7 protein-coding genes are annotated in these 5779 nt (G+C 71.4%); all 7 read right to left on the bottom strand.

Annotation, left to right across the window (positions count from 1 at the left end; translation table 11 throughout):
• Positions 1-609, bottom strand: a 609-nt coding sequence (locus tag WAL33_RS17875; RefSeq protein ID WP_422182884.1) for a nicotinate-nucleotide--dimethylbenzimidazole phosphoribosyltransferase, incomplete at its 3' end; no start/stop codon positions are given.
• 28 nt (positions 610-637) lie between these two features.
• Positions 638-1594, bottom strand: coding sequence for an adenosylcobinamide-phosphate synthase CbiB (cbiB, locus tag WAL33_RS17870; protein ID WP_422182882.1), 957 nt, complete (start codon positions 1592-1594; stop codon positions 638-640).
• On the bottom strand, positions 1587-2366 hold the full coding sequence (locus WAL33_RS17865) for an ABC transporter ATP-binding protein (protein ID WP_422182880.1): 780 nt from the start codon (positions 2364-2366) through the stop codon (positions 1587-1589). Before WAL33_RS17865 ends, cbiB begins: the two co-directional genes overlap by 8 nt.
• A 26-nt stretch (positions 2367-2392) precedes the next feature.
• Positions 2393-3373, bottom strand: coding sequence for a FecCD family ABC transporter permease (locus tag WAL33_RS17860; RefSeq protein ID WP_422182879.1), 981 nt, complete (start codon positions 3371-3373; stop codon positions 2393-2395).
• Positions 3370-4239 carry an ABC transporter substrate-binding protein gene (locus tag WAL33_RS17855; protein ID WP_422182877.1) on the bottom strand — a complete coding sequence of 290 codons (870 nt, stop codon included), beginning with the start codon at positions 4237-4239 and terminating at the stop codon, positions 3370-3372. Before WAL33_RS17855 ends, WAL33_RS17860 begins: the two co-directional genes overlap by 4 nt.
• Entirely contained in the window at positions 4236-4841 is a 606-nt protein-coding gene (gene cobO, locus WAL33_RS17850) for a cob(I)yrinic acid a,c-diamide adenosyltransferase (protein WP_422182875.1), read from the bottom strand. Before cobO ends, WAL33_RS17855 begins: the two co-directional genes overlap by 4 nt.
• Positions 4841-5779: aminotransferase class I/II-fold pyridoxal phosphate-dependent enzyme (locus WAL33_RS17845; RefSeq protein ID WP_422182873.1), on the bottom strand; the 939-nt coding region annotated here is incomplete at its 5' end. The genes cobO and WAL33_RS17845, both read right to left, overlap by 1 nt.

The raw sequence follows: 5779 nt of genomic DNA, 5'->3' as shown, positions 1-5779 counted from the left end.
GCCCTGGCCGACGCAGTCGTCCAGCGGCGCGGGGGCCAGGCGGTGCATGATCAGGGCGGCGGACGAGCTGTTGCCGATGCCCATCTCGCCCAGGGCGATGACGTCGGCCCCGTCTGTCGCCGCCGCGCGGGCGATCTCGGCGCCCTGGGCGATGGCGGCCAAGACCTCGTCCGGGGTCAAGGCCGGTTCGCGGGCGGCGTTGCGGGTTCCGCGCCGGACCTTGGCGACGATCAGGTCGGCATGGGCGGGCAGGTCGGCGTCGACCCCAGCGTCGACCACGCGAACCTGGACGCCGGTGGCCCTGGCCAAAGCGCCGACGCTGGAGCGGCCGGACAGGAACAGCCCGACCATGGCGGCGGTGACGCTGGCCGGATAGGCCGAGACGCCTTCGTTGGTCAGGCCGTGATCGCCGGCGAACACATAGAGGTCGGTGCGGGCGATGCGCGGGTCCAGCCGGTTCTGGATCAGGCCGATCCGCACGGCCAGGTCCTCCAGCCGTCCCAGCGACCCGGGCGGCTTGGCCTTGCCGTCCAGATGCGCCCGCAGGGCCGGCTCGAGCGCGGCGTCGACAGGGGTGATGGCGGCCTGGAGAACGGAAAGCACGGTCATGACGAAATCCTGGATAGACGAGCAAAGGTCATCGGGCGAGCACGGCGATCAAGCCGATCGCCATGGGGATCAGCCAGAGCAGCAGGCAGGCCCGGCGGTAGAGGCGAAGGCCGCGCGCCAGGTCGGCGGGCGTGGGACAAGGGCCGTCGCCGAAGGCCGGCCGGTTCGTGAGGACGCCGTCGTAGCGGGCGTCGCCGCCGAGCTGGACGCCCAGGGCGCCGGCCATGGCGGCCTCGGGCCAGCCGGCGTTGGGCGAGGCGTGAAGGCGGGCGTCGCGGCGCAGGATGCGCCAACCGCCGCCTCCCGCCAGGGCGATCAGCCCGCCGGCGATCCGCGCCGGGATCAGGTTCATCAGGTCGTCGGTCCGCGCCGCCGCCCAACCGAACATTCGCCAGCGTGGCTCCTTGTGGCCGATCAGGCTGTCGGCGGTGTTGACGCTCTTATAGACGAACAGGCCGGGTAGGCCGCCGATCAGCAGCCAGAAGGCCGGGGCGACGACGCCGTCGTTGAAGCTTTCGGCCAGGCTCTCCAGCGCGGCGGCCGCCACGTCTTCGGCGTCGAGCGCAGCAGTGTCACGGCCGACGATCATCGCCACCGCCGCGCGGGCAGCCGGCAGGTCGCCGGCCTGCAGCGGCGCCAGGACGGCCGCGACATGGTCGTACAGACTGCGCTGGGCCAGACCCGTCGTGGCGACCAGGGCGACCAGCGTCAGCGCCGGCAGGCTGGAGCCCAGGACGCCCTGGATCGCGGCGCCGAACAGGACCGAGGCGGCGACCAGCAGCGCGACCAGGACGACGCCCAGCAGCCGACGCCGTCGGTCGGACGCCGCCGGTTGGTTCCAGCGCCGCTCCAACAGCGCGATGACCGCCGCCGGCCAGGCCACTGGATGCCCCGCCGCGCGGTTCAGCGCCGCCGGATAGCCCAGCGCCGCTTCCAGGCCCAAGGCCAGGGCCGCCACCCAGGGCCAGGGCGCGGTCTCAGCCATGGCCGCGCCCGATCAGCTCGATCAGCGGTCCGGCATGACCCTGGACGATGGCGGCCCTCACGCCATAGGCCTGCTCCAGCACCTCGGGCGTCAGGGCGTCCTTCGGCGCGGCGTCGGCGATCAGAATCCCCTCCCGCAGCACCAGCACCCGGTCGGCCAGGCGCAGAGCCACGCCCAGATCGTGAAGAGTCATGACCACGCCCTGGCCGTGCTCGACGGCGAAAGCGCGCATCAGGTCGACGGTGTCCAGCTGGTGACCGGGGTCCAGCCCCGCCAGAGGCTCGTCGGCCAACAGCCACGACGGCTCGCCCGCCAACACGCGTGCCAACAAGGCGCGGGCCCGCTCGCCGCCGGACAGGGTGGTGACGTCGCGATGGGCCAGGCCGGTCATGCGGGTGCGGACCAGGGCGGCCTGGACGGCGGCGTGGTCGGCGTCGCTGAGCCCCCGGGCCCCGCTGTGCGGGATGCGGCCCAGACCGACCAGAGTCTCGACGTCCACCGCCCAGGCCACCTCGGGGGTCTGGGGCAGGAAGCCGATCCGGCGGGCGCGTTCGCGATGCGCCAGGGTCAGGATCGGCTCGATGCCCAGCGACACTTGGCCGGCGTCGGGTCGGCGCAACCCTGCCAGGCAGGCCAGCAGGGTCGACTTGCCCGCGCCGTTAGGACCGACGATAGCCGTGACCTCTCCCGGACGGAACCGCGCGCTGACCCCAGCCAGCACGGTCTGGCCGCCCAGGGCGACGGTCAGGTCTTCGGCGACGAGATCGCTCATGCCGCTCTTCCTCAGGCCAGCCTCTTTCATGCGAGCCTCCGGCGCATCGAGATCAACAGGGCCAGGAAGAAGGGTCCGCCCACGGCGGCCATGGCCACGCCCAGGCGGACCTCGGCGGCCGAGGGCGTCAGCCGCACCGCGATGTCGGCGGCCAACACCAGGACGGCGCCGGCCAGGGCGCTGGGGGCCAGCAGCGCGCCGGGCTGATGGCCGACAAGCGGCCGCATCAGGTGCGGCACGATCAGGCCGACGAAGCCGATCATGCCCGTCACCGCCACGCTGGCGCCGGACGCCAGGCCGACGCCGACGGCCAGCAGCACGCGGGTCAGGTTCAGGTCGATCCCCAGCGCCTTGGCCCCGGCTTCACCCAGGGTCAGGGCGTTCAGCGCCCGCCCCAGCAGCAGCATCAGGCCGCTGCCCACGAGGATGAAGGGCAGGGCCCGCCAGACGTCGTCGGCGCTGCGGTCGGCCAGCGAGCCCAGCAGCCAGTTGATGATCTCCTGCGCCGCCCAGGGGCTGGGCGCCAGGCTGAGCGCCAAGGCGACGCCGGCGCTGGCGACGGTGTTGAGGATCACTCCGGCCAGAATGAAGGTGATCGTGCCGCCGGTCCCGCCGGCCAGGACCAGCATAACGGCCACCCCGATGCTCGCGCCGACCATCGCGGCCACGAACAGCAGCCAGGGCGTGCTCAGGCTGAGGCTCACATACATGGTCATCACCGCGCCCAGGGCGGCCATGGACGAGACGCCCAGCACGCCGGGATCGGCCAGCGGATTGCGAGTGTAGCCCTGCATGACCGCGCCCGACAGGCCCAGGGCCGCGCCGATCGCGACGGCCAGGATCGTCCGCGGCAGCCGGAGCTCGAAGATGATCGCCCAGCGGGGGTCCTGGGCGGCCAGGGACCAGGCGGTCCATGGAACCCAGACGCGGCCGGCCATCAGCGACAGGCCGCTCAGGAGCAGCACCAGCAGGGCGAGACCGCCCAGCAGCAGAAGGCGCTTGGTCACGCGGCGGCTCCCAGGATCTGTCGGCGGGCGGTCGCCAGGGCGGCGGCGGTGTCCATCAAGCCGGGGCCGCCGCAATAGAGCAGACGCTCGGGGAACACGGCCCGGGTCATGCGCGGCGAGACGCTGGCCAGGGCGGGGTGGTTGAGGATTTTTTCGGCAAAGGTCGGGGCGTTGGGGGCGGCCTGGCCGGCCAGCAGCACCTCGGGTGGATCGTCCAGCAGACGCTCCAGCGAGACATTGCCCCATTTCTTCAGGCCGTAGCGTTCGGCGACGTTCACGAAGCCGGCCCGGCGCATCATTTCGTCGACCAGGGTGCCATGGCCGGCCGCGAAGCCGTTGGGCTGGAAGACCAGGGCGGTGACCGGCCGGGTTCCGGGACGCGGCGCGCTCTTGGCCATCGCCGCCTCGACCTGGGCGATCAAGATCTCCCCGCGATCGGGATGTCCGGCGGCTTCGGCGATGCGGCGGATCTGGGCCTGGTTCTCGACCCAGCTGTTGGGCACCTTGAACAGCTCGGTGCGGATGCCCAGCCGCTTCAACGCCGCGCGGGTGGCCGGCGAGGAGTGGGCGGCGGTCAACACCACGTCGGGCCGCAGGGCGATGACCTCCTCGGCGCTCTCATAGGTCATCGGATAGGTCAGGGCGATCTTGGCGATGCTCGACTGCTGCGGATCACGCGCATAGTGGCTCAGCGCCACGACCTGCGAGCGGTCGGCGACATGCACCAGAACCGAGTCCAGGCAGGGATTGAGCGAGATCACGCGGGGCAGGGCGCGAGCGCTGGCCGGTCCGCCGATCAGACCCGTCGCCAGACCCGTCCCGACCGCCGCCCGCCGGGTGAGACCAATCGAGGTCGGGAGGGTCAAAACTCGACCCCGCGCTGGGCCTTGAAGCCCTGCTCGAACGGATGCTTGACCAGGGTCATCTCGGTGACCAGGTCGGCGATCTCCAGCAACTGCGGCTTGGCGTTGCGGCCGGTCAGGCAGACGTGCTTGTCGTTGGGGCGGGCTTTCAGCACGGCCACCACTTCTTCGATGTCGAGATAGTCGTAGCGCAGGGCGATGTTGATCTCGTCCAGCAGCACGAAATCCAGCTTGGGGTCGGCGATCATCTCCTGCGACACCAGCCAGGCGGCCTGGGCGGCGGCGATGTCGCGTTCGCGGTCCTGGGTGTCCCAGGTGAAGCCCTCGCCCATCACCTCGTAGCGGACCTGGTCGGGGAACTTCTTGAAGAACAATCGCTCGCCGGTCTTCCACTTGCCCTTGATATATTGGACGACGCCGACCTTCAGGCCCCAGCCCAGGTGGCGGGCCACCATGCCGAAGCCGGCCGAGGACTTGCCCTTGCCGTCGCCGGTGTGGACCAGCAGCAGGCCCTTCTCGAGGGTCTTGGTCTCCATCATCGCGTCGCGCTCGGCCTTCAGGGCCTTCATCGCTTCGGCATGCTTGGTGTTCAGATCTTCGCTCATCAGAGGCTCTCCAGGGCGTTGGCGAGGCGGAGCCAATCGGCTTGCGGGCCGGGCAGGCCAAAGCGGATCAGCGTCTCGTCCCAGGGGAAGGGGCGGGTGAGGATTCCGGCCTGGGCCAGACCCTCGAAACGGCGCGGCGCGTCGGCCGCGCGGGCAAGGCGAAACAGCAATGTGCCGCCCACGATCTCGAATCCGGCCCGGCGCAGCAGGCTGTCCAATTGCACCGTGCTTTCAATCAGGCGCCGCCGGGTTTGGCGGGCCCAGCCCGGATCGGCATAGGCCGCCAAGCCGGCGGCGATCGCCGGACCGGAGACAGGCCAGTCGCCCAGCGCCTGGCGAACACGCCCGGCCAAGGCCGGCTCGGCGACCAGAAAGCCCAGCCGCGCTCCGGCCAGGCCATGGAACTTGCCGAACGAGCGCAGGACGATCAGCCGCTCATGGCCCGGCGCGCCGGCCAGCGACGCGACGGAGAACGCCGGATCGACCTCGACGAAGGCTTCGTCGACCAGCAGCTGTCCCTCGGTAAGGTCGATGACCTGATCAGGCGACACGGCTCGGCCGCTGGGGTTGTCGGGATTGACCAGCACGCGCAGGTCGGCGGACGGATCGCCCGGGTCGACGATCTCGGCGCCCGCCGTTCGCCAGGCGTCGGCATGACCGCTGTAGGTCCGTGCCGAGATCCCGACCCGTCGACCGGTCGGAGGGGTGGGCAGAAGGCGCGGCAGCAGACGGATCAGCGCCTCGCTGCCGGCCGCGACGACGACCCGGGCGGGATCCTCTACGCCGAACGCGGCCGCCGCCGCCGTCTCCAGAGCCCGCAAGGACTCTGGATCGGGCAGGCGTGACCAGGTCTCCGGCGCGAGGGCCGGAACCGGATAGGAATGAGGATTGATCCCCGTCGACAGGTCCAGCCAGGGCGTCGGCGCGTCCGGCCAAGC

This window comes from Caulobacter sp., from assembly GCF_049283275.1.
GTDB lineage: Bacteria > Pseudomonadota > Alphaproteobacteria > Caulobacterales > Caulobacteraceae > Caulobacter.
Note: the sequence above shows the minus strand (reverse complement) of the source record. Positions and strands in the feature narration are given on the sequence as shown.